Here is a 25,278-nt window from a genome sequence, read left to right on the forward strand (position 1 = left end):
TCAATTATTCATTATTTAATTCCAATAATATCTCTCTAACAAATTCAACATTAGTTTTTGTATCTTTAGCTAAAAATTCCAAATCCTCATCACTAATTTTTACATCCTGATTATTTTTGATGCAATTTTTAATATAAGACTTCCTAATCTTGTTTAGATCTAAATCTTTAACTTTTATATAACTAGGATCTTTAGGTAAAATAATATTTTCACCAGGAACTTCATCAGATGGATCACCTATTTCAATTTTAACTCCATTTTCTTTTGCAAAAGATAATTGAGGTTGAATATGTTTTCCAGCTCCAGTATACTCTGTTTCCTGTACTACAATAATTTTGTCTTCATCTAATTCTTGTGCAAGTGAAAAAGCTGCTGCTAATGATGTATTTCCTGCAGGACCTCTTTCAATTCCTTCTAACTGAGCTAAAGCTTCAGTCATATAAAATACTTCTCCTTGATTTACAGTAACATATCTATCCATATACCTTAAAGGTCTAGCTGCAGATCTAGGTACATCTGATCTATCCGGCCATGTAGCAAATGGAATTCCAAAGCCAGTATGTCCTGTAGTAAAAGACTTTTTGTTAAACTGTGTATCACTGGCCATATGAAGACCTTTTAAATTAACACTAGCTCCTACTACTTTAGCATCCTCAGCACCAGCTTTTATTAACCCCCTTGCAGTACCAGTTAAATTTCCACCACCTGCATTAGTAGCAACTACAACATCAGGATCCCTACCCTCTAATTCTCTAAACTGCATTGCTATTTCATAACCTAAAGTTTCAATTCCAGCTATGCCAAAAGGAGTATATAATGATGCATTAAAATATCCTGTTTCTTCTAATAATTTCAAAAATGTATAAAATAACTCGGGTCCAACAGTCAATTGTAAAACCTCTGCACCATAAGCTTCACATTTTCTAGCCTTTTCTACAATTTCGGGTTGTCCCACTCCCCTTGAATCATAACATTCTTGAACTATAATGCATTTAAGACCTAACATAGCCGCTTGACTAGCTACTGCAGCACCATAATTTCCACTTGTAGCAGCTATAACACCTTTATATCCATTTTTCTTTGCATGATACACACTGGTTGCAGCTCTTCTAGCTTTATAACTTCCAGAAGGATTAGAAGCCTCATCTTTAACAAATATTCTAGCTCCTTTTCCTTTTGGTGCAAATTTTCTTGCTAATTTAGTGATATTTTTTAATTCAAGAATTGGAGTATCTCCAATACTTGTTTCTTTTTGAGATTCTATTATTTCTTGAAGATTATATCCAGTTCTATGCATCATCTCATCATAATCAAAAGATATTCCTTTTTCCTCGAATTTATCATAATCAATCCCTACGGCTTTTTTCATTATCTCATTTTTACGACTCATCACGCCACTATAACTCATATCTTTACTCATTTTCATCACCAACTTCTAAAAGAGTTCTTAGCTGTCTGCCTATATATAATAATTCTGGAACACATTTTCCATAGCTATGATCATAATAAGGATTTACTTCTAATAACTTACCTTTAATCCTTCTACCAATATAAGTTTCAACTTCCACTATATCTCCCATTGTAGCTTCATCATTAATCAAATAGCCTTTATCCCACATTTCTAATGGCACTTTTTTAGTATCTTCAGGCACTTGAGGAGCCCTTTCAGAAGCTTTAAGAACTACATTATAAATTCTTACCCAATCTCCTTTTTTTGCATCACTCATCATTATCCCTACTTTCTAATTAATTTTCTCATATCTCCCATGATTGCTCTTGGTACTGGTAAATCTATCATAGTTTTAAGTCCAGCAGGCGCATTTATAACATGAGGAATCATATTTACACACATAGCAATAGTTCCCAATCCACCTTCTACTTCAGGTTTAATAGCCATATTTACTTCTGGTGTTCCTTTAATTCTGATATAATCTCCTGTATGAGTTCCTTCCATTTCAGGTTCTATTTGTTGTGGATGCTTCATATCAATCTTAACTTCTCCATCAACATATCCTTGTCCAGTCATATTCACTCCAGCTACATTTCCTGCTTTAGCAAATCCATATGGAGCTTTTCTATCTACATTAGTCACTATTGGTTTCATTTGTTGTTCAAATTTCTCAACTTTCCATCCAATCGCATCTCCTATCATTTTAATAGACTCATCAAAACCAACATGACCAGCTAGTGTACCATCTTTAACACCTTTTTCAAATTCTTCCACTGTAACACCTACACCCTGTTCCTCCATAACTGCAGAACCAAATGGTGAAAGACTATTTACTCTTTCTGCTTCAATATGCTCTACATCAGTCATACATCCCGTCAAACATACCACTAATAAATCCATAATTAATCCTGGATTAATTCCAGTTCCTAATACAGATACACCATTTTCTTTTGCTATCTCATCAAGTTCTTTTGTTAATTTTGGATTTTTAGCTTGTGGATATGCCATTTCTTCTGCTGTAGAAATAATATTTATTTTATTTTCTAATAATAACTTCAACTTAGGAAAAGCTTTTTCTGTAAATGAATCTGTAGCAACTAATGCTAAATCTGGTCTTTCATTAATAATATTATCTATATCAGGAGTAATAATAACTTCTGGCTTATCTCCTTTCTCAACATCTAAAACTTCAAACATACTCTTATTTACTCTAGCTTTATTTCTATCACAAACTCCTACTATTTCGACACCTTTCTTCTTTAATAACATTCTAGCCATTCCACTTCCCATGGCTCCAAAACCCCATATAGCTACTTTAATATTTTCCATTTAACATGCACCTCCAAAAAATTTTGTTCACTTAATATAATAAATGCAAATATCTTGCCAACTTTAAAGTTTATTCTGAATTTTCTAGCGAATCTCTTAATTTCAACTTTTATAATAAATATGACATATTCAAATTAATTTGAATATGTCATATAAATTTGTAAAACGCAAGAATATTGGCACGTTCACGTGCCAATTTTATTGCACCTGCAATAATTCATATTTTTTCAATTTATGCTGAAGGGTTTGTCTCTTGACGCCGAGATTTCTTGCCGCAGCAGAAATGTTATTATTACATTCTATTAATTTACTTTTTATTATTTCTTTCTCAATATTATTTAATGTATCTTTTAATGACTCCTTTTGATTTATCTTTAATATATTATTTTGAGTTTTTTTCTTTTTTTCAAAATCTTTTATACTATCTGGAAAATACTCGATTTGTAAAACATGTTCATCTTTTGCAATAAAATTCATGGCTCCTTCAATCATGTTCTCAAGCTCTCTTACATTTCCTGGCCAATTGTACACTTTAAACAAACTCATCACTTCTCTAGAAAGCATCCATACATTTTTTTGTAATTTTTTATTATATTTCCTTATAAAAGCTTCTGCTAATAAATTTAAGTCTTCTTTTCTTTCTCTTAATGGAGGTATATTTATATTTATAACATTCAATCTATAATATAAATCCCTTCTTAATCGTCTATCATCAATAGCCTCGTTAGGTAATTCATTCGTAGTTGCAATTATTCTCACATCTACTGGTATCTCCTTAGTTCCACCTACTCTTCTTATATATCCTTCTTGAAGAACTCTTAATAATTTTGATTGTAAAAGCATACCCATTGAATTAATTTCATCTAATAAAAGGGTTCCTCCATTTGCTTGTTCAAATAATCCTGGTCTATCAACAGCCCCAGTAAATCCTCCTTTAACAGTTCCGAATAATATACCTTCCAATAATTGTTCAGGTAAAGCAGCACAATTTTGAGCTACAAAAGGAGATTTTTTTCTAATACCGGAATAATGTATACTTTGAGCGAATAGTTCTTTTCCTGTTCCAGTTTCTCCATAAATTAGAACTGATGAAGAAGATTTTGAAGCTTTTTTTGCTATATCAATAGATTTTTTTAAATTATCTGTTTTCCCAATAATATTATCAAAAATATATTTTTTGCTTTTAATCTTAATTTTTTTGTTATTATTACTATTTAATTCACTTCTTAATGCTAATAATTCTTCAGATAATTCCTTTATCTTTGTAATATCCTTTCCAATTTCTAATGCACCTATTAAATCTCCTTTATCAAAGATTGGAATAGTAGTATTCACAGATGAAATTTTCTTTCCCTTATAGTTTAAATACGTTTGTCCTCTATTCATAATAGCTCTACCAGTTTTCATTACTGTAAATAACGTACTAGACTCTTCATCCAATGATGGGAAAATATCTAATAAATGATTATTTATAATATTTTCTCTTTTAATTCCTTCTAACTCCTCCATAGATCTATTATATATTATTGTTTTTCCTTCTTTATCTATTACGTGAATGCCTTCATCTAAATACTGCAAAATATTTTGCAGTATTAAATCTTCTCTTTCCATTACTATTCACCTCAAAATTTATAATACATTTTAGTATTTAATCAGTATTTTCAATAGGAATTTTAATTTCAAATTCTGTTCCTTCATTTATTTTACTTCTAACTTTAATATCACCATCAAATGTAATAACTATATGTTTAACTATGGCTAATCCTAATCCTGTTCCTTCTACAGCTTTTGATCTTGCCTTATCAACTCTATAAAATCTTTCAAATAATCTATCAATATGTTCATCATCTATTCCAATTCCAGTATCTTTAATCTTCATTATTAAATCATTATTTACTGTATATACTTTTATATTTACTCTTCCACCATTTGGAGTATATTTTATAGCATTATCTATTAAATTTATTATCATTTGTTTAAACCAACCTCTATTTCCATATACACATGGCAATTTCTCTTTTGTTTCATTTATTATTTTTATATTTTTCTTTTTAGCTAATTCTGAAAGAAATTCTATTACTTCGTCAATTGTATAATTAACATTTATACTTTCATGTTTTATTGTTTTACTATTGTTTTCTATGTCAGATAAAATCAGTAAATCTTCTATCAAAGAGTTTAATCTAGATGATTCAATATCAATTATATTTAAAAATTTATCTCGTAATTCTTTTTGATCAGCAGCCCCTGATTTTAAAGTTTCAATAAAACCTTTAATAGATGTTAAAGGTGTCTTTAACTCATGACTTACATTAGCAACAAAATCTTTTCTCATTCTTTCTAATTTTCTCATTTCCGTTATATCCTGTATAATTATAAGTATACCAATTTTTCTATTTGGATTATCCGCTAATCTTATTGAATTTGTATAAATTCTCATATACTTTGTTTCAGGATAATTTATTTCTATTTCTGTACTTCCCTCTATATGATTAATTAATAGATTCTCAATATCTTGATCCAATTTATTATTTCTAATAACTTCTAATATATATTTACCTTTCACTTTTTCTTCTTTAATTTTAAACATCTTTTCTGCTGTCGGATTAATAAACATTATTTTTTTATTGTTATCTAATGCTATAACTCCATTTATCATACTTTTTAGTATTGCCTTAAAATTAGTATTACTATTATTTAATTCACTAATATTCTCTCTAAGTTTAACACTCATAACATTAAAATTCTCTGCCAATAAACCTAATTCATCATCACTTTTAAAATATACTTTCTCACCATAATTACCATGAGTAATACTATTAGTAGCCCTGGTAAGTTCTTCTATTGGATAAGTTACCCTATTTATATATCTTATAGCTAATATCATAGCAATAAAAAGTCCCGCCAATGCAGAAATTAATACATTTACTAAAAGATTCTTAGTATATCCAAAAATATCTTTTAATGGAACTGATAACCTTATAACAGAAAGAGAAGAATCTATATCATCTATTGGAATAGCTACATAATACATATTCGTATCTAAAGATTTACTATATCTTTGACTTACTCCTACCCTATTATCTAAAGCTTCAGATATTTCTGGTCTATCTTTATGATTTTCTAATAAGTCAATATCTATATCAGAATCTCCTACTACTTCTCCATTATCATCTATAAAACTTATTCTAGCTCCTATTTCTTTAGCATAAATACGAGTAAATTCATTTAAGTCCTCATCCTGAATTTTTTGTGATTTAAGAACTTGACTTATTAATCTAGAATTTGATTTTAATTGCTCTTCCACACTATTGATATAATTAATCCTAACCAGACTAAGAGATAATGCTCCTGTAGTAATCACTCCTATCAATATTAATATAGAAAATATTATGAATATCTGTTTTTTCATTAATATTACTCCTTATTTAATCTTATATCCTACTCCCCTAATAGTCTCTATTAAATTATTATTAATGTTAAGTTTTTTCCTTAAATGTCTAATATGTACATCTACAGTTCTAGTTTCTCCATAAAATTCATATCCCCATATTTTATCTAATAAATAATTTCTAGACAATACTTTGCCCCTATTATTTGCCAGAATTGCTAGTAATTCAAATTCTTTCAATGTAAGTTCCTTAATTTCGTTATTTACAGTAACTTCATGTTTTTCTATGTCAATAATTATATTATCAATTTTTATTTTTTTATTATCTAAATTTTTATCTTGATATTTAATATTTTTGCTTCTTCTTAATACGGCTTTAATTCTAGCAATCAATTCTCTAACACCAAAAGGCTTTGTTATATAATCATCTGCACCTATTTCTAAACCTATTACTTTATCCATTTCTTCTCCTTTTGCAGTCAACATTATAATTGGAATATCTTCTGTTTTCTCATCTTTCTTTATCTTTTTACACACTTCTATTCCATCTAAAATAGGTAACATTATATCAAGTAATATTAAATCAGGCATTTCCTTTATAGCTTTTTCATAAGCTTCTTTTCCATCATAAGCTGTAATCACCTTATACTCATTTTTTTCTAAATTATATTTTATAAGTTCTATTATATGTTCCTCATCATCCACTATAAGAATTTTCTCAAAACTCATATCTATTCCTCCTATTATTTAATTTTAATTATAGCAGCCATCCTTCCAGTCTTACTTTCTTTTTTTCTATATGAATAAAAAATATCATTATTACAACTAGTACAAATTTTACTTACTATAATGTTCTCTTCTTTAACTCCTTTTTCTCTTAAAATTTCTTTATTAGCTTCCCACAAATCTAAATCATATTGATTATGTGCAAGTAATTTAACGAATTTTTCAGTACTTATAAATTCCATATTAAACTTATCAATCACATCTTTGTTTACTCTATAACAGCAAGGACCTATTGAAGGCCCAATTCCTACTATAATATTTTTTATGTCACATTTAAATTCATTTACAAATTTATCTATCATTCTACCTCCAATTCTACCTACTGTTCCTTTCCAACCAGCATGGGCTAACCCTACTACTTTTTTATTTGGATCTAAGAAAAACAATGGTACACAATCAGCATAAAAAGTAACTAATGAAATTCCTTTTATATTTGTAATTAAACCATCTACAGAGTCATAATCTCTTTCTTTTATTAATCCTTTACCCATATCCTCTTCTTTTACTATTCTAATATTTGTTTCATGTACTTGATTAGATACAACCATTTTATCAATAGTTGTACTTAAAATATAAGACACTCTATTAAAATTTTCAATTATATTTTTAGCCAAATCTTCTGTATTTAATCCAAGATTTAAACTAAAAAAATCTTCTGTACTAACTCCTCCAATTTTTGTTGTAAATAAATGATCTACTATTCCTGTTTTTTCAAATTTATCAATAACAAAAAATTTAATACCATTAATTTTTTTTAATCTAAATCCAGACATATTTAGCCTCCAACATTAAAATAATAGGCTCTCATGAGCCTATTTTTCATCTAATAATTTTTTCAATTCATCCATAAATGTATTAATATCTTTAAACTGTCTATATACAGATGCAAACCTAACATAAGCTACTTCATCTATATTTTTTAAACTTTCCATAACCATTTGACCTATTAATTCAGTAGATATTTCTTTCTCCAGTGAATTATTTATATTTTTCTCTATATCATCTGCAATCTTTTCCATAGAATTCATAGAAACTGGTCTTTTTTCACAGGCCCTTATAATACCATTCAATAACTTATTTCTATTATATGGTTGTCTAGTTCCATCTTTCTTCACTACAACTATAGGAATTTCTTCTACTTTTTCATAAGTAGTAAACCTTCTATTGCACTTTATACATTCTCTTCTTCTCCTAATTGATTGACCTTCATCAGTAGGTCTAGAATCTACAACCTTTGTTTCATAATAATTGCAATAGGGACATCTCATGTAATCCTCTCCAAACTATTTATTCTTACATATACATTATAATTTATATAATTAAGTTTGTCTAATAATATTATAAATTCTCAATATATTATATATCGAGAATTTATAATCATCTAATCTAATTGAATATAAAATTATTTACAACCAAAAACTCTTTTAACAATAAATTATAAAAATATCTTTATTTATATTGATTAACTTCTCCATAATTATCTGTTTTAATATTAACTAATATAACTTCTTTGCCTATCCTAACTATATCCCTCCATTCAATAATTATATCATTAGATTTAGTAAAAAGACTCATGATTCCACCAGATTTCGGCATCATAATAGCTTTTAATTTTGCTTCTTCTAAATCAATTTCTATATCACTAATCAAACCTAATCTAGATCCATCCGCCTGATTTATAATTTCTTTTTCTCTTAATTCAGATGCTCTAATCATATACTCACCTTCTTAATCTTTTTATATATATTTATATTAACTTGTCTCAAAATATTCCTTAAAATAAGTATATTAATATACAATTAACAAAAAAATGTAGAGTATAATCCTCTACACCAATTTTTTCATATGTCTTAAAGCAGTTTTTTCTAATCTAGATACCTGAGCTTGTGAAATACCTATTTCCTCTGCTACTTCCATTTGAGTTTTACCTTCATAAAATCTTAAATTTAATATAAGTTTTTCTCTATCATTTAATCTTCTTAAACCTTCTCTTAAGGCTATTCCTTCTAGCCATGATTCATCTTCGCTTTTCTCATCACTCACCTGATCCATTACATAGATTGCATCTCCACTATCATGATATATTGGTTCAAATAAAGATATAGGATCTTGTATAGCATCTAGTGCAAATACTACATCTTCTTTGGGCAGATCTAATTCCTTTGCAATTTCAGATATTTTAGGTTCTTTTGAATTTTTACAAATTAATTGATCTCTAACTTGTAATGCTTTATATGCAATATCCCTTAACGATCTACTAACTCTAATTGAATTATTATCTCTTAAATATCTTCTAATCTCTCCAATAATCATTGGTACTGCATAAGTGGAAAATTTTACATTATGACTCAAATCAAAATTATCTATTGCTTTAATCAATCCTATACATCCAACTTGAAATAAATCATCAACATGTTCTCCTCTTTTATTAAAACGTTGTATAACACTTAATACTAATCTTAAATTCCCTTGAATAAACTCATCCCTAGCTGCCATATCTCCTTTATGAATTCTATCAAATAATTTTCTCATTTCTTTATTTGTTAGTACTGGTAATTCTGCTGTATTCACTCCACAAATCTCTACTTTATTAATATACATTTATGTTCATTCCCTTCTTGATGTTCTCCCCCTTCCATTATCAATTATTACCTTAATAAATGTATTTTATACTTAAGTTAATGTAACTACATGAACTTTTATTTTATTCAATTCTAAATTAGAAAATAGCATATAAATATATCTATATGCTAGACCATTTTACTGATTTCTTTTTTTAATCTTCTAACTATTCTTTTTTCAAGTCTAGAAATATATGATTGAGATATTCCCAAAATATCAGCTACCTCCTTTTGGGTTTTTTCTTGCCCAACTTTTTTAAGACCAAATCTAAGTTCCATAATCTTTTGCTCTCTTTTTGTTAATTTACCCATAGCCTCAAATAATAATTCTCTATCAATTTCTTCTTCCAATAATTTGAATATTATATCACTATCTGTACCTAAAATATCTGATAATAATAATTCATTTCCATCCCAATCAATATTTAAAGGCTCATCAAAAGAAATCTCAGATTTTGTCTTATTATTTCTTCTTAGGTACATTAAAATTTCATTTTCTATACATTTAGATGCATATGTAGCTAATTTTATTTTTTTTTCTGGTTTAAAAGTATTAACTGCCTTTATTAATCCGATAGTTCCTATAGAAATAAGGTCTTCTATACCTATTTTTGTGTTTTCAAATTTTCTTGCTATATATACGACTAACCGTAAATTTCTTTCAATTAATATTGTTTTAACAGATTCATCTTCATTTAATTTAGATAATAAATATTTTTCTTCTTCTGGTTCTAAAGGTGCAGGTAATACTTCACTTCCACCAATATAAAAGATTTCTTTAGAATCATATATTTTTAATTTTTTTAAAATATTTATATAAATTATTTGAATTTTGATTTTTAAAATCTTCCAAATTTTTTTCATTCTAAACTCCCCCTAGTTTATTATTTCTGGATGCAATAAAGCTACATAATCATTATCATTAGTAAGACTATTATTGTAAATTCCTATAACAATATCTGAAATTTTTTTGTCTTCATTAGTATCTAATATAACTTCATCAGGTTTAAAGCCTAATAACATACCATTGTCTTTCCCTATTGATTTAAATGGAATCAATCTAAATTTAATCATTTCATTCTCTTTATACATTATTTCTGAAATTATATTTAAATCATCTTCATTATATTTCGAAAAAATTTCCTGTATTGTATTAGGTAAAATTTTTTTAATGGCTGAAAATTCTACAATAATAACCGGAATATTAGTTATTGGATCCATCAAAGAATTTCCAGTATCCACAATCCCTTTCAATTCTGCTTTCTTATTTTGCAACCTTATAGTTAAATTTATATACATATCTTGTTTCTTAAATTTTGCATATATATATTGAAATGCTATCTTAAAAAATAATAACGAAATAACTATACCAGCTATTAAAAATATGGGATTAAATCCATTGATATCTTTTATATAAAAAATCCCTTTTCCAAAATATATCTTTGAATTAGTCAAATAAAAAAGAGCAAAAGACCCTCCTGCAAAAACAAACGATACCGTATAAAAAGTTGTAAATAGTTTCACAAAACTTTTAAACTTTATGGGATTATATGCAATCACAACTATTAATACAGAAATAGATATTTTTGCAATAACATTAGACATAAAATATAATCCTGGAACAAATACTAATAATGTATATATAGCACCTAAGAATGCAGATATAAATAATCGTATATTTGAAGTATCTGGTCTCGTAAACCTTTTTGTTACATACAATATTATATAATTAATAATAAAATTCTCTATTAACAAATATTCAGCATAGACATACAACTTTAACCCCCCTTTAAAATATATTCAAATATAATAAATATACTCCTTTTTAAAACTATTCTAATAATAAGCCTTAATTTATATCTTTATAAATAAAGATATCTTTATTAACATCTATTCATTAAACATTATTCTTATGCTTATTATATTAAATTTTTCTTCAGAAATATGTCAAAAGCTGTAGTCGAAAAAAGATCCATTTCAAAAAATGAAATGGATCTTTTTTAAAAACTATTTATTTGTTCTTCTTCTCAAAAATGTTGGTATATCTAACTCATCAGAGGATTCTTTCTCTTTATTATTTTCTTTATTATTTTCTTTCATATTATCATTAAATTCACCTTGCTGCTGACTTGATTTATTCAATGGACTTGCAGAACTATTTTCCTTAGGTTCATCACTAAAACCAGTTGCAATAACAGTAATTTGTATATCATCTTTTAAACTTTCATCTAAAACTGCACCAAAAATTATATTTGCGTCTGGATCTACTGATTGTTTAATAAGATCAGCTGCTTCATTAACTTCAAACAATCCAAGATTTGATCCTCCTGTAATATTTAATAATACACCCTTAGCACCTTCAATTGACGTTTCTAATAATGGACTATGTATTGCTTGTTTAGCAGCTTCAGTAGCCCTATTATCTCCATCAGCTTTACCAATCCCCATATGGGCCAAACCTTGATCCAACATTATAGTTGTAACATCTGCAAAATCAAGATTTACTAGCCCAGGTACTGCAATCAAATCAGATATACCCTGTATACCTTGTCTTAAAACATCATCTGCTATCTTAAATGCAGCCACTATTGATGTTTTCTTTTCAACTATTTGTAATAATCTGTCATTGGGAATAGTAACTAATGTATCTACTCTAGTCTTTAAATCCTCAATTCCTTTATTGGCATGAATTGTCCTTTTCCCACCTTCAAACATAAAAGGCTTAGTAACTACCCCTACTGTTAAAATTTCTAATTCTTTTGCAACTTCAGCTACAACTGGAGCAGCACCTGTTCCTGTTCCACCACCCATGCCAGCAGTAATAAATACCATATCAGCTCCTTCTAAAGCCTCTTGTATTTCATTTCTATTTTCTTCAGCTGCTTTTTTTCCTATGTCAGGATTAGCTCCAGCACCTAATCCCCTAGTCAGCTTTTCACCAATTTGAATCTTAGTATCAGCTTTTGATGAATGGAGGGCTTGTCTATCAGTATTAATAGCAATAAAATTTACTCCTTTAACTCCTTCTTCAATCATTCGGTTAACTGCATTATTACCTCCACCACCTACTCCTACTACTTTTATTTGCGCAAACTGTTCCATATCTACATCAAATTCAAACACGATTTAACCCCCTTATTCTGATTACTCATGACTTTTATTGTACTTTAGAATTATTTCATCATTAAAAAACCTGTTTAACATAATAACATTCTACATTGATTTTCATTTTCCTGCTAATTATAAAAAATACTCTTACTCTATTAATTTTATCATAATATTTTATAAAAATCTTTATTTCAAAAACAATAACCAATATTTACTAATCATTCATATGTTCTTTATTGAAAAAATATCTTCTTATTATTGCAAAATTATTAAATAATCTAATACCAAAAGCAAAAATTGCAGCATAATATAAAGGTACTCCTAATTCATCTCCAATATATGCCAATAAGGCTGCAAGAATAGCATTTCCAATAAAACCAGAAATGAAAATTCCAGAATTAAATTTATTCTCTAAAGATGCTCTAACTCCACCAAATACTGAATCCATACAAGCTAATATAGCTACTGACATATATGTGGAATAACTTAATGAAAATGTAACTGGAACATATAATCCAATAATAACACCAACAATAATACCAATTAAGGCAATTATCATATTATTCACCTTCTTCTACAAGTTTCATATAATTTATTTCTAATGTATTACTATAGCGTGGAACTACAATACGACTTTTTTCTTTAATTTCTAATTTCAAATCTCTAGAATCATTTAAATATCTTCCATAAGCCCCTGGAGCATCAATTGCTGCATATAATTTTTTAGAATCTCCAATTGCTCTTATAACAAATGGAGCAATTAAATTTTTATTATTAACTCTTATCACAGGACCACCACATTTAACTGGAGAATTGAGAATTACTCTCTGTCCACTAATACTAATAGCCTCTGCCCCTGCCACTTTTAAATCATTTAATATATTTTGTATATCTGCATCATGCACTATTCCGCTACTATCACTCTCTCCATAAATATATTCTTTATCACTATCTTGTACTGTAAGTACAATACCTGGACCTTCTAAATCATTAAATCCTGATAAAGTTTTATATTTTTCAATATCTTTTTCTAGTACTTCAATCATTTCTCTAGTATCATTAACATCCTCTAACTTTTGAAATTTCTTCTCTTGCTCTTTAGTTAATTTTTTTATATCTATTATCTCTTTTTTTATTTTATCAACATCATTTTGTTTTTCTTTTATAGTACTTAATGATACAAATGAATTATCTTCAACATTATTCCTTATTTGATAAGGTATCAATATACCTAAAAAAATACACATAATAAGAATAATTCCTTTAATAATATATTTATTCATACTAAAGACCTCCCTAAGGTCTATTCTTCATCATCAGATATAGGTTTTGCATATTTAAGTTCTTTAATTTCGGTATACCTTGGAATCGTAAGTTTATCATGTTTTTTTATTTCTATTTGAAATCCATAACTTTCCATTAAATTTATTATTCCTCCAGAAATTCTTAATGCAGATTCTATATCATCCGATGGACCAATTGCCTTTATTTTAATTGGTGCACCTATAGGTTTATTATTAAAATTAATATGCTCCCCTGCAATTAACATTTCAGAATAAGATGTATATCTCAAATCATTAATAGAAATTGCCTCTGATCCTGTAACATTTAAATAACTAATTATATCTAAAAGATAATCATAATTTTCTACTATTGAACTAGAATGAGCATATTCATCATTAATCTCTGGCTCATTTATAACTATTTCTACTCCAGGACCTTCAACTTCTTCATATCCCGAAAACATTCTATATTTCTCCAATTCCTCAGATAATTCCTTTATATAATCACTTTCTTTAGATGCTTCACTCTCATATTTTTTAATTTTATTCTCCAAATTGGTTAATTCATTCATCAATCCTTCTTTTTCTTCTTCAAGTCTCGCTAATTCATTAACTAATTCTTTATTCTTTTGACTGGGAATAGAATCAGGACCTACAACATCATTAACTGTTTTATATTGAATCGAAATTATTATCCCTAATAATACACATACTGCTACTATTAGAGTTTTAGATGCTATATTTTTCATTGAATACCTCCTATCCTATTTCACAATAATAGGATTTTTACCTTTATTTAAATATATTTTTTCAGGGAAAATCTCCTTATCCTGTAAATCTTTTATAATTTCATTCATCAACCTTAATTTATATTCTACATCATCTAACCTTCCAAATGCAATATATGTTCCCAAATTTAACTCTAAAATAATACCTTCTTTTTCCTGTAAAATATTGTGTATATTAAAAGAAAAATCATTTTGATTACAAATACTTAACATATATAATATATCCTCTAAAAATGAGTAATCTTCAAAATCAATTTTTTCTGAAACTTTGGCATTTATTTCTTTATCACCCTTAATTAAAGGAATATTTTTATTTTTAAATTCTGATAAAATATTGACAACATATCCTTCACTATCCATGATTATATATGTATCATTTATCTCATACGCTAATGTATCTTTTCTTTCTACTAAATCTATTATAATTTTATTAGGAAATCTTCTATTTATTTTTACTTCTTTTATATAAGGATGTTTTAATAAACTACTTTCTGTCTTTTTTATAGATATTCTGAAAATATTCTCTCCTTCATTTATACCTGATGCCATCAGAATTTCATCCTTTTTAACGATTGAATTACCCTTTATTTCTATATTCTCAACATTAAAAAAAGTAGTCTGAGTTAGCAATAATATAGATAAAATAGATATTAAGAAAATTAATATAATTATTATTATCAATCTTTTTTTTCTTTTAAGTTTATTATCTACTTTGACTTTTTCCGTCATATAAATCCCCCTATAGCTTGTACACTATCTTAAAAGCAGCTTTTAGCTGCTTAATCAAATCTATCAATTTTAGCTCCTATAAGAGTAAAATTTTCTTCTAACTTTTCATATCCTCTATCCATATGATATATATTTTCTATAATAGTAGTTCCTTTAGCAGCTAACCCTGATAGTAATAAGCTTGCTCCTCCTCGTAAATCCTTAGCAGTTACTTTTGCACCTGTTAATTCTTTAACTCCTTTTACAATTGCAACATTCCCAACTGTTTTAATATTCGCCCCCATTCTAACTAATTCTGGTACATGTTTGAATCTATTTTCAAATATTGTCTCTGTAATGATACTAGTACCATTAGCTATTGTCAACAGAGACATAATTTGAGCTTGCATATCTGTAGGAAATCCCGGATAAGGTATAGTTTGTAAAGACTCTATAGGTGTAACTCTTTTAGGACCTATAATTTTTAAATTTGTACAATTATTATAAATAAGACAACCAGCTTCCCTTAACTTTGCTATAATAGATTGTATATGATCTACCTCAATATTTTTTAGTACAATTTCTCCACCTGTTATTCCTGAGGCAATCATATATGTACCAGCAACTATTCTATCTGGAATAATTGTATGTTCCACACTATTTAAGTGGTTTACACCGTCTATTCTTATTATACTTGTTCCTGCACCATATATTTTGCATCCCATAGCGTTTAAATAATTTTGCAAATCAATTATCTCTGGCTCCTTAGCAGCATTTCTTATTATTGTAGTCCCTTTAGCCTTTATTGATGCTAACATTATATTTTCTGTAGCTCCTACACTAGGATAATCAAGTTGTATATCTGCTCCTTTTAAATTTTTTCCTTTACAATAAATAAATCCATGAGATTCTTCTATTTCTGCACCCAGTTCTTTTAAAGCTTTAAGATGGAAATCAATAGGCCTAGGTCCAATCTCACATCCACCAGGATAGCTAACTTCCACTTCTTGACATCTTGACAGCATCGCTCCCATAAGAATAATGGAAGATCTCATTTCTCTAACTAATTCTTCAGGAATTCTTACAGTATCTAAAGTACGAGAATCCACTGTTACAATATCATCTAATTTATTTACTTTACATCCTACTGCACTTAATATCTTTATCATTACTTTTAAATCTATAATCTCTGGTACATTAAAAATTGTATTTATATTATTATTTAATACCGTAGCAGCTAAAATAGGCAACACAGAATTTTTTGCACCACTTATTGATACTTCTCCTACTAATCTTTTTCCACCTTCTATTATATATTTAGACATCGTTACACCTCCACAATATGCAATAGTTCTATGTAAACTATATAAATATTTTATGCATATATTAGAAAGGTGTGACATCCGCTATAAAAGTTTCAATATCATCTTATATATTCTATCAGCAGAATCTCTATTTCCTAATTCTTTGCTATTTATAGACATTTTCTTTAATCTTTCTTTATCATTCAGTAGATCTAACACTTCATCATTTAACTTCTCTTCAGTAACTTCTTTATCCAAAATCATTATTCCAGCTCCATATTTTTCAATAGCCTTAGCATTAAATTCTTGATGATTTCCTGCAGTATATCCTTTAGGTATTATTATACTAGGTATGCCAACTGCAGTAACTTCAGCTAACGTAATAGCTCCAGCACTAGTTATTATTAAGTCTGCTATACTTAAACCTTTAGGCATATCATAAAAATATGGAAGAACCCTAATATTATCTGGCAATTTATCAATACCTCTATCTTTCAATTGCTTTATAAATGTATCAAAATGTCTTTTCCCAGTAATATGTAATAATTGCAAATTAGTATTTGTAATATTTTTTTCTATAACTCCTACAAGTGAATCATTTAAACTTTTCTGACCTCCACTACCTCCTAATGAAATAACAAAATCTTTATTCTTATCAACTTTTAATTCTTTATATGCTTTATCTTTATCTACATAAAAAAAATCTGTTTTAACTGGATTTCCTGTTATTTCTACTTTATTTGTATCTTTAAAATATTTATTACTCTCTTCAAAACTTGCAGCAATTCTATCTACAAATTTAGAAAGTATCCTATTCGTTACCCCAGGAAGAGCATTTTGCTCATGTATTATAGTAGGAATTTTCTTTAAAGATGCAATAAATACTACTGGGCCACATACATATCCACCAGTACCTATAACTATATCTGGAGAAAAATTTTTTATTATTTTTCTAGCATCATTTAATCCTAAGAAAAGCTCTTTTACCGATTTAGCCGTATCTAATGATAGCTTCCTTTCAAATCCTTTTACTCTTATGCTTTTAAATTTAAATCCTTCTCTAGGAACTAATTCTGATTCCATACTATCAGGAGTCCCAATATATAATATTTCAGATTTAGGCTGTTCATATTTAATTTTTTTTGCTATAGCCAGAGCTGGAGAAATATGACCTCCAGTTCCCCCTCCTGTAATTAAAAATTTCATCTATTTTCAACTCCTATCTAATTTCGCATGTCTAGAAATATTTAATAAGATACCTATACCTGCCATAAATACCATTAATGAAGTTCCTCCTGCACTAACAAAAGGTAAAGGAATACCTGTAGGTGGCAATGAACTAGTTACAACTCCAATATGTATTAATGTTTGAATTGCTATTAATGCAGTAATACCTGATGCTAAATAACAACTAAATAAATCTTTTGCTGATAATGCTATCTTTATACCTCTCCATATAATTATTAAAAAAAGTATGATAACTATTACTCCTCCTATAAACCCTAATTCTTCTCCAATTATAGAAAAAATAAAATCACTATAAGGCTCAGGAATATAAAAAAACTTTTGCTTACTTTGACCTAAACCTGCTCCAAATAGTCCTCCTGATCCTAAAGCATATAATGATTGAACAACTTGCCAACCATCCCCTGTTGGGTTTGCAAAAGGATCCATAAAAATTAGCATTCTTTTTAATCTATATTCTTTACCAATTATTGCTAATACCACACTAGCTGCCCCAATAGCTCCTAATCCAATTAGATGTCTCATTTTAACTCCAGCAATAAATAACATAATTACTAACGTAACCCCTAAAGTAGCACTAGTACTTAAATCTGGTTGAATAATTATTAGTCCACAAGATAAAGCAATCAAAAATAACGCAGGTAATAACCCTTTCCCTAACTTCTGAACATCATCTTTCTTTTTAGCTAAAAACGTAGCCATTAAAATTATTGAAGCTAGTTTTATTACCTCTGAAGGCATTATAGTAACTCCTGCAATATTGATCCATCTCGTTGCTCCACCAGCATCAAAGCCTAAAGGAGTAAATAATAATCCATCTAAAATAATAGCACCTAAAAAAATCAATTTAGAAAGCCTTCTTAAAACCCAATATTTAAAATTCATAAAGAATATCATAATAAATAGACCTAATCCACTAAAAATTAGTTGTTTTATAAAATAATAATAGGGATTTCCTAATTTATAATAAGCCTCAGGATAGCTAGAACTAAATACCATTACAATCCCTATAAAAACTAAAATGATTGTAGCAATCATTAATGTAAAATCACTAGCCTTTTTTGGCATTGTGAATCCTCCTTATATGCTTTACAAGATTTTTAAAATCATTTCCCCTTATTTCATAATTATCATACATATCCCAACTAGCAGACGCCGGAGATAATAATACATTACCTCCAAAGGTAGCTATAGTATAAGCCTTATTTACAGCCTCTTCCATATCGTTAACCATATAGATATTTTCAAACCCTTGTTCTTTTGCTAGCTGTGCTATCTTATATTTTGTTTCTCCTAACAAAATTAGTGAAGAAACTTTACCATTAAAAGAATTAACAAATTCCTGATAATCTGAATTTTTATCATATCCTCCAGCAATGAGTACTATAGGTGCTTCGAGAGCTTTTATAGCTTGAATAGATGCAGCTGGATTACTGCCTTTAGAATCATTATAATATCTAACAAATCCAATTTCCTCAACAAATTCCAATCTATGTTCTACCCCATAAAAAGAAGTAATTGATTTCCTTAAATTATTAATATCTAGATTCATAACTAATGATATACCTATTGTTGCCATTATATTTTCAATATTATGTTTTCCTGGAATCTTTATATCCTTAAGACCTATTATATTAATACTCTTGACACCATCACTATATACAATATGATTACAATCTATAAAAATACCCTTTTCTAATTTATTGTTTTGACTGAACCAAATTATATTGGCTTTAATTTTATTCTCTAATTTTCTAACATCTGCATCATCGTAATTTAATACAATATAATCTCTTTCATCTTGATTTTTAAATATTTTTGCCTTTGCATTTATATAATTTTCATAGTTCCCATGCCAATCAATATGATCTGGTTTAATATTTATTATTACACTTACATCCGGTTTAAATTCTACCGTATTTTCCAATTGAAAACTACTAGTTTCTATTATGAAATAATCTTCTTCATTTGAATTAACCAACTCCCATAAAATACCGACTCCAATATTTCCACTTACATGGGTAACTTTTCCATCTTCTTTAAATACCTTTCCAACTAAAGTGGTTGTTGTAGTCTTTCCATTAGTACCTGTTATGGCAACAAATTTATTACTAAACAATCTATACCCTAATTCAATATCTGTTATTACTTCTATATCGTTTTTAATAGCTTTCTTTATAATCGGTACTGAATTCTTTATTCCAGGACTTTTAATGATTAAATCTATATTATTTAAATTAATATCATTAGTTCCTAATAAATATTGAATATTAATATTCTTTAATTCATCTATATATCTTCTCAATTCTTTCTCATCTTTTGAATCATTTATTATTATATTTGCTCCTAATTTATTTAATGCTTTAGCTGTAGATACTCCGCTTATACCTAAACCAAGAACTAAAATATTTTTATCTTTTATATTCATGTACTCACCTACTTTATATAAAATACCTTAATGCAAATAACCCTATTAAACATAAGATTACAGTTATTAGCCAAAATACAGTAACCACTTTAGTCTCTTTCCATCCAGATAATTCATAATGATGATGTAATGGACTCATCTTAAATATTCTTTTACCTGTCAACTTAAAGCTCACAACCTGTATAATAACTGATAAAGTTTCAGCAAAATATATTCCTCCTACTATTGGAAGTATTAATGGTATCTTCATAATAATAGCTATTGCTGATATTGCTCCTCCTAAAGCTAAAGAACCTGTATCTCCCATAAAAACACGAGCTGGATGTGAGTTATACTTTAAAAATCCAAGACATCCTCCAGCTAATGCAGCACTAAACACTGTTACTGAATTATAACCCATTTTTAAAGCTATCAAACTAAAAAACGCTAATATAATTAAAGTTACTCCAGTTGCTAATCCATCTAATCCATCTGTTAAATTTACACTATTAACAGTTCCTACAACTACAAATACAACAAAAGGAAGATAAATAATTCCTAAATCTAAATAAAAATTATTTAAAAATGGTACTATAATTTCAGTTCCATGAGATGCTGTTTTTGTCTGATATACAACTAAAATCATAGCTATTAAAATTTGACCTAATAATTTTTGATATGCCCTTAAGCCAAGATTTCTTTTAAGTACAACTTTAATAAAATCATCTATAAAACCGATCATTCCAAATCCTAAAGTAGCAAAAATTAAAATAAATAAATCTTGATTAATTATGCCTGATGTTAATGACGTTATTAATGCTGCTATTAAAAAAATCAAACCTCCCATTGTAGGTGTTCCGCTTTTTTTTATATGACTTTTAGGCCCCTCTTCTCTAATGCTTTGTCCTACCTTTAACCTTTTTAACATTGGTATACTAATAGGTCCCAATATTAAAGCTATTAAAAATGAAATCACTATTATTCTAATTATATCAATATAATTCATACTAATTTTCTCCTCTCAAGTTTATCTGAATCTTCATCTATTATTATCAAGCTCATTTAGCAACTCTTGAACTATTTTAAACTCATTAAATTCATAAGTCTTTCCATTAATTATTTGATAAGTTTCGTGTCCTTTACCTAAAAGTAATACAATATCTTTAGATCTAGCAGTTTTGATTGCATATTTAATTGCTTCTCTTCTATCAGTTATTTTCTTATATTCACAAGAAGTATTATCAAACCCAATAAGTATTTCCTCTATTATATCATCTGTATTCTCTGTTCTAGAATTATCACTAGTTAATACACATATATCTGAATACTTCGATGCAATTCTTCCCATTTTAGGTCTTTTGCTTCTATCTCTGTCCCCACCACAACCAAAAAGAGTAATAATTCTTCCCTCCGCAAATTCCTTTACTGTATGTAATACATTAGAAAAACCATCAGGTGAATGAGCAAAATCAATTACAATATCAAATTCTTTATTTATAGGTAAAACTTCAAATCTACCTTTTACTCCCTTTATGTTTTCTAGTCCCTTTTTTATTAATTCTAAATTAACTCCCATAACTACAGCTAAACTAGCCGCTGCTAATGCATTATAAACATTAAAAACTCCTGGAGTTTTCATATTTATATCAATTTTCCCTAAAGGAGTAATAAGATTAAAACTAATTCCTTTTACTGATAATTCTATATTCTGAGCTTTAATATCTCCATACTTAATACCATAAGTTATTAATGTAGTATCTATTTTTTTTAATTCCCTAATTATTCTTTGACCATATAAATCATCTGCATTAACAATATTATAATCTCTAGTCATATAAAACAATTTAAGTTTTGCTCCCATGTAATTTTCCATCGTTCCATGAAAATCAAGATGTTCTTCTGATAAATTGGTAAATATCCCTATATTAAAATCAATACAATTTACCCTATCTAATACAAGAGAATGAGAAGACACTTCCATAATACAAGTGTTAATACCTTTTTTATTCATTTCGTAAAACATTTTTTGATTATACAAAGATTCAGGAGTAGTATTATTAGTTTTAGTTAATTCACTTCCAACTATACTACCTAATGTGCCTATTATACCAACTTCATCTTCTTTCTCTTGTAATATTGATTTAATAAAATACGTACAAGAAGTTTTACCATTTGTACCTGTTATACCAATTATATTTAATTTTGCTGACGGATTATTGTAAAAATTCCTAGATATTATAGATAAGGCTTCTCTAGAATTCATAACTTTTATAATAGTTATATCTTTATTTATCTCAATAGTTTCTTCAATTATTAATGCTTTAACACCTTTATTTATTACCTCCTGAATAAACTTATGTCCATTTACTTTAAATCCTGTAATAGCCACAAATAAACTATTATCTTTAACTTCATTGGAATCAAAAACTATATTTTCTATTTCTATATCTAAATTTCCTGATATACTTAGATAATTTAAACCTTTTAATATTGCATCTAATTTCATAATCAACACCTCTATAATAATATCATAAATTTATATACTAATCTATTATATTGATAATAATACTTATAAGTTGCTTAGTGTATTTAGAAAAGGCAACTTTCAAACCTTCGTCTGAAGTTGCCTGAGCTTTTTACTCTAAATTAGTATCTTCTAAGTTTACTCTGATTTCTGTATTATAATTTACTATCGTTCCTGCTTTCGGTGATTGTGAAATAACTTTCCCTTCACCATCAACCGTAAATTTAACATCAATACTATTAAGAATTTCTACTACTTCATCATAATCTTTTCCCATAAGATTTGGAACAATAGTACTACTTTTTTCTATTGGTGTTGATTTTATATATAACTCAATGATTTCACCTTGTTTAACCTTTGTACCTGCTTTAGGCAATTGATCTTTTACCACATCTTCCGCCTTAGGAGCTACAACATCTGTAACATGACCTAATTCTAATTCATCTAGCTTCTTAGCTGCTTCTTTTACATTCATTCCTTTAATATTAGGTACTTCAATTAGATCAAGATTAAATTCCTCCTTTTCCTCAGATGTCAATTGAGGTTCATAATCTAAATAATCTAATGTCTCCTTAAGAACTTGACCTATAACAGGTGCAGCAATTTGACCTCCATAATATATTCCGGCACTAGGTTCATCTATAACAACTAACCCCACAACCTTTGGATCATCAGTTGGTGCAATACCTGCAAAGGATGCAATATAAGTACCAGGTGCATATTTCCCATCTACAACTTTTTGAGCTGTACCTGTTTTACCTCCTATCTTATATCCTGGTTGATATGCTTTACTTCCAGTACCTTCAGAAACTACTGATTCTAAAATTTCTAAAAGGTTTTTAGATGTTTTTTCTGAAATTACTCTTCTAACTACTTTTCTCTCAAAATCATGTATAATATTACCTTTATCATCAGTTATGTTTTTAACAACTTTAGGTTCCATTAAATTTCCACCATTTGCCACTGCAGATATAGCTGTTACCATTTGTATTGGAGTAACTGATATACCTTGACCAAAAGATATAGTTGCTAAATTTACTTCTTTCATATCCTCAAGATTTCTAACGATACCTGATGTCTCTCCTGTTAAGGAAATTCCTGTATTTTCTCCAAAGCCAAATTTTTTCACATTTTCATGCATCTTCTCCTTGCCTAATTTCAACCCTAAATTTACAAAAACCTCATTACAAGAATTTTGTACTCCTTCAACAAAAGTTTGACTTCCATGAGGATTATAATATCTCCAACATTTAATATTTGCGCCCTTTATCTGTCTTACATATCCATCACAATGAAATTTCGTATCATTTGATACTACATTTTCTTCTAATGCAGCAGCAGCTGTTATTATTTTAAATGTCGATCCCGGCTCATAATTATCATTAATAGAAAAATTTCTCCAACTTTCATAGAGTATTTTAGACTTATCATCCCAAGGCAATTCAGAATATTTTTCTATCTCATCATCTTCTAATGGTACCCACGGTTTTTCAGGATCAAAAATTAATGAATTATTATCATTAGGATCATAATCTGGTTTTGTTGCCATAGCTAATAATTCTCCACTATTAGGATCCATCAAAATAATTGATACATTTTTAGCCTTATTCTTTACTAATGCTTCAAGAGCTGCTTTTTCGGCTATATGTTGTATTGTTTCATCAATTGTAAGTGTAAGATTCATTCCTTTTTGTGGTTCAAAAAAACCTTCATTATCATAGGGAAGTTCCCTTTGTTTACCATCAACAGCTTTAATCCATCTTCCATTTATTCCTGTAAGATATTTATCATAAACTTTTTCTACACCATATAATCCATAATTATCAATATCAGTAAATCCTAAAATATGAGAAGCAAAATTTCCTAGTGGATAATATCTCTGATTATCATCAACTATTTCTATACCACGTATCTTTTCATTTCTTAATTTATCTGCTTCTTCTTTATCTATCCATTTTTTTATAATCACCAAACTTTGAGTTTTAGTCATGGATTCATATACATCTTTCTTTTCCATATCTAATATGTTTGCTATAGTAATAGCATCCTTATCTAAACTAACAACATCAGCCGGCCTACACCATACTGTATAACTACTTATATTAGTTGCAATAACATTATTATTCCTATCATATATAATTCCACGTTTAGCAGGCACTGGTATATCTCTTGTCCATTGCTCTAAAGCACCTTCTCTAAGCTTTTCACCATTAATTATCTGTATGTAAAACAATCTTACACTTAATACAAATAATGATATTATACAAAATAGCAAAGCAAATACCAATCTTTTTTTTGTAATTACAGCAGGTGAAGACACTTAAGAAGCCCTCC

24 protein-coding genes are annotated in these 25,278 nt (G+C 28.0%); all 24 read right to left on the reverse strand.

What is annotated here, in order from left to right:
• Nucleotides 1-4 precede the first annotated feature (4 nt).
• The 24 genes from ortB to GOQ29_RS07255 all read right to left on the reverse strand — a co-directional run bounded on the left by ortB (nucleotide 5) and on the right by GOQ29_RS07255 (nucleotide 25,264).
• Nucleotides 5-1,420: a 2-amino-4-oxopentanoate thiolase subunit OrtB gene (ortB, locus tag GOQ29_RS07140; RefSeq protein WP_203371961.1), complete on the reverse strand. Its 1,416-nt coding sequence runs from the start codon at nucleotides 1,418-1,420 to the stop codon at nucleotides 5-7.
• Complete coding sequence (gene ortA, locus GOQ29_RS07145; RefSeq protein WP_203371962.1) at nucleotides 1,413-1,727, reverse strand: 2-amino-4-oxopentanoate thiolase subunit OrtA; 315 nt, start codon at nucleotides 1,725-1,727, stop codon at nucleotides 1,413-1,415. The genes ortB and ortA overlap by 8 nt, the downstream gene beginning before the upstream one ends.
• An 8-nt stretch (nucleotides 1,728-1,735) precedes the next feature.
• The gene (gene ord, locus GOQ29_RS07150; RefSeq protein ID WP_203371963.1) at nucleotides 1,736-2,779 is read right to left on the reverse strand and encodes a 2,4-diaminopentanoate dehydrogenase; all 1,044 of its coding nucleotides are present in this window, start codon (nucleotides 2,777-2,779) and stop codon (nucleotides 1,736-1,738) included.
• Between the two features lie 198 nt (nucleotides 2,780-2,977).
• Nucleotides 2,978-4,390 carry a sigma-54 interaction domain-containing protein gene (locus tag GOQ29_RS07155; protein WP_203371964.1) on the reverse strand — a complete coding sequence of 471 codons (1,413 nt, stop codon included), beginning with the start codon at nucleotides 4,388-4,390 and terminating at the stop codon, nucleotides 2,978-2,980.
• Between the two features lie 37 nt (nucleotides 4,391-4,427).
• On the reverse strand, nucleotides 4,428-6,191 hold the full coding sequence (pnpS, locus tag GOQ29_RS07160) for a two-component system histidine kinase PnpS (protein ID WP_203371965.1): 1,764 nt from the start codon (nucleotides 6,189-6,191) through the stop codon (nucleotides 4,428-4,430).
• A gap of 12 nt (nucleotides 6,192-6,203) precedes the next feature.
• Nucleotides 6,204-6,899 (reverse strand): response regulator, encoded by a 696-nt coding sequence (locus tag GOQ29_RS07165; protein WP_203371966.1) that lies wholly within the window; start codon nucleotides 6,897-6,899, stop codon nucleotides 6,204-6,206.
• Nucleotides 6,900-6,913: 14 nt separating this feature from the next.
• Nucleotides 6,914-7,729 (reverse strand): peptidoglycan editing factor PgeF, encoded by an 816-nt coding sequence (gene pgeF, locus GOQ29_RS07170; RefSeq protein ID WP_203371967.1) that lies wholly within the window; start codon nucleotides 7,727-7,729, stop codon nucleotides 6,914-6,916.
• 39 nt (nucleotides 7,730-7,768) lie between these two features.
• Nucleotides 7,769-8,224, reverse strand: coding sequence for a transcriptional regulator NrdR (nrdR, locus tag GOQ29_RS07175; protein WP_203371968.1), 456 nt, complete (start codon nucleotides 8,222-8,224; stop codon nucleotides 7,769-7,771).
• A gap of 181 nt (nucleotides 8,225-8,405) precedes the next feature.
• The gene (locus GOQ29_RS07180) at nucleotides 8,406-8,672 is read right to left on the reverse strand and encodes a YlmC/YmxH family sporulation protein (RefSeq protein WP_203371969.1); all 267 of its coding nucleotides are present in this window, start codon (nucleotides 8,670-8,672) and stop codon (nucleotides 8,406-8,408) included.
• 111 nt (nucleotides 8,673-8,783) lie between these two features.
• Complete coding sequence (gene sigG, locus GOQ29_RS07185; protein WP_203371970.1) at nucleotides 8,784-9,557, reverse strand: RNA polymerase sporulation sigma factor SigG; 774 nt, start codon at nucleotides 9,555-9,557, stop codon at nucleotides 8,784-8,786.
• 149 nt (nucleotides 9,558-9,706) lie between these two features.
• Nucleotides 9,707-10,441, reverse strand: coding sequence for an RNA polymerase sporulation sigma factor SigE (sigE, locus tag GOQ29_RS07190; protein ID WP_203371971.1), 735 nt, complete (start codon nucleotides 10,439-10,441; stop codon nucleotides 9,707-9,709).
• 12 nt (nucleotides 10,442-10,453) lie between these two features.
• A complete protein-coding gene (gene spoIIGA, locus GOQ29_RS07195; RefSeq protein ID WP_203371972.1) occupies nucleotides 10,454-11,353 on the reverse strand; it encodes a sigma-E processing peptidase SpoIIGA in 900 nt (299 codons plus the stop codon).
• A gap of 231 nt (nucleotides 11,354-11,584) precedes the next feature.
• Nucleotides 11,585-12,700, reverse strand: a complete 1,116-nt coding sequence (gene ftsZ, locus GOQ29_RS07200; RefSeq protein ID WP_203371973.1) for a cell division protein FtsZ — start codon at nucleotides 12,698-12,700, stop codon at nucleotides 11,585-11,587.
• A gap of 199 nt (nucleotides 12,701-12,899) precedes the next feature.
• Nucleotides 12,900-13,244, reverse strand: coding sequence for a small basic family protein (locus GOQ29_RS07205; protein ID WP_207750665.1), 345 nt, complete (start codon nucleotides 13,242-13,244; stop codon nucleotides 12,900-12,902).
• Between the two features lies 1 nt (nucleotide 13,245).
• The gene (locus GOQ29_RS07210) at nucleotides 13,246-13,968 is read right to left on the reverse strand and encodes a DUF881 domain-containing protein (protein WP_203371974.1); all 723 of its coding nucleotides are present in this window, start codon (nucleotides 13,966-13,968) and stop codon (nucleotides 13,246-13,248) included.
• A 20-nt stretch (nucleotides 13,969-13,988) separates the two neighbouring features.
• Entirely contained in the window at nucleotides 13,989-14,717 is a 729-nt protein-coding gene (locus GOQ29_RS07215; RefSeq protein ID WP_203371975.1) for a DUF881 domain-containing protein, read from the reverse strand.
• Nucleotides 14,718-14,732: 15 nt separating this feature from the next.
• Complete coding sequence (locus tag GOQ29_RS07220; protein ID WP_203371976.1) at nucleotides 14,733-15,485, reverse strand: cell division protein FtsQ/DivIB; 753 nt, start codon at nucleotides 15,483-15,485, stop codon at nucleotides 14,733-14,735.
• Nucleotides 15,486-15,535: 50 nt separating this feature from the next.
• A complete protein-coding gene (gene murA / locus GOQ29_RS07225; RefSeq protein ID WP_203371977.1) occupies nucleotides 15,536-16,789 on the reverse strand; it encodes a UDP-N-acetylglucosamine 1-carboxyvinyltransferase in 1,254 nt (417 codons plus the stop codon).
• A gap of 81 nt (nucleotides 16,790-16,870) precedes the next feature.
• Nucleotides 16,871-17,974 carry an undecaprenyldiphospho-muramoylpentapeptide beta-N-acetylglucosaminyltransferase gene (gene murG, locus GOQ29_RS07230; RefSeq protein WP_203371978.1) on the reverse strand — a complete coding sequence of 368 codons (1,104 nt, stop codon included), beginning with the start codon at nucleotides 17,972-17,974 and terminating at the stop codon, nucleotides 16,871-16,873.
• Between the two features lie 6 nt (nucleotides 17,975-17,980).
• Complete coding sequence (gene ftsW / locus GOQ29_RS07235; RefSeq protein ID WP_203371979.1) at nucleotides 17,981-19,081, reverse strand: putative lipid II flippase FtsW; 1,101 nt, start codon at nucleotides 19,079-19,081, stop codon at nucleotides 17,981-17,983.
• Complete coding sequence (gene murD, locus GOQ29_RS07240; protein ID WP_203371980.1) at nucleotides 19,065-20,441, reverse strand: UDP-N-acetylmuramoyl-L-alanine--D-glutamate ligase; 1,377 nt, start codon at nucleotides 20,439-20,441, stop codon at nucleotides 19,065-19,067. The genes ftsW and murD overlap by 17 nt, the downstream gene beginning before the upstream one ends.
• A gap of 13 nt (nucleotides 20,442-20,454) precedes the next feature.
• Complete coding sequence (gene mraY, locus GOQ29_RS07245; protein WP_203371981.1) at nucleotides 20,455-21,426, reverse strand: phospho-N-acetylmuramoyl-pentapeptide-transferase; 972 nt, start codon at nucleotides 21,424-21,426, stop codon at nucleotides 20,455-20,457.
• A gap of 33 nt (nucleotides 21,427-21,459) precedes the next feature.
• Nucleotides 21,460-22,926: a UDP-N-acetylmuramoyl-L-alanyl-D-glutamate--2,6-diaminopimelate ligase gene (locus tag GOQ29_RS07250; RefSeq protein ID WP_203371982.1), complete on the reverse strand. Its 1,467-nt coding sequence runs from the start codon at nucleotides 22,924-22,926 to the stop codon at nucleotides 21,460-21,462.
• Between the two features lie 130 nt (nucleotides 22,927-23,056).
• Nucleotides 23,057-25,264, reverse strand: a complete 2,208-nt coding sequence (locus GOQ29_RS07255) for a stage V sporulation protein D (protein WP_203371983.1) — start codon at nucleotides 25,262-25,264, stop codon at nucleotides 23,057-23,059.
• Nucleotides 25,265-25,278: the final 14 nt, after the last annotated feature.

This window comes from Anaeromonas gelatinilytica (assembly GCF_016820635.1).
In the GTDB taxonomy this organism is placed as follows: Bacteria; Bacillota; Clostridia; order Tissierellales; family SIT17; genus Anaeromonas; species Anaeromonas gelatinilytica.